Origin of the sequence: Colwellia sp. BRX9-1 (genome assembly GCF_014077195.1) — a bacterium.
Taxonomy (GTDB): domain Bacteria; phylum Pseudomonadota; class Gammaproteobacteria; order Enterobacterales; family Alteromonadaceae; genus Colwellia_A.
Map to the genome: position 1 here is coordinate 1 of NZ_JACGVM010000064.1, position 738 is coordinate 738.

The following is a 738-nucleotide window of genomic DNA, read 5'->3' on the forward strand; positions in this document are numbered from 1 at the left end:
TCCGAATGATAACTTTAATGGTGCTGTTCCTCTAATTACTTACATTGTTACTGACGGTGCAGGTGACACTCAGAGTTCTACCCTAACCATTTCAGTAACACCGGTTTCTGATTTAAGTGATGATAGTGAAACTGTCACGATAGCTGAAGATACAATTGCTACAGGTAATGTGCTTGATAATGCAGAAACAGCTGATGGTCCACTCACGGTAACGAGTTTTACTGTTGGTGGGAATACATACAATGCAGGTGATACGGTTACCCTTGCTGAAGGTGAAATTACCTTAAATGCAGATGGTAGTTACACTTTTACACCCAATGACAACTTCAACGGTGCTGTGCCAGTGATCAGTTACACCATTACCGATGGTGCTGGTGACACAGAAATTTCAACTTTAACAATTTCAGTAACACCAGTGTCAGATTTAAGTGATGATAGTGAAACTGTCACTGTTGCAGAAGATACAACAGCAACAGGCAATGTTTTAGACAATGCTGAAACAGCAGACGGTCCAATGACCGTCACCAGCTTTAGTGTTGGTGGGAATACGTACAATGCAGGTGATACGGTTACTCTTGCGGAAGGTGAACTCACCTTAAATGCAGACGGTAGCTACACTTTTACACCCAATGACAACTTCAACGGTGCCGTGCCAGTGATCAGTTACACCATTACCGATGGTGCTGGTGACACAGAAATTTCAACTTTAACAATTTCAGTAACTCCAGTGTCAGATTT

At 42.1% G+C, this 738-nt stretch carries 1 protein-coding gene; it reads left to right on the forward strand.

Translation table 11 applies throughout. The annotated features are described in order from the left end of the window. The coding region (locus H4J76_RS19490; protein ID WP_182231144.1) for a tandem-95 repeat protein at nucleotides 1–738 on the forward strand (738 nt) is incomplete at both ends.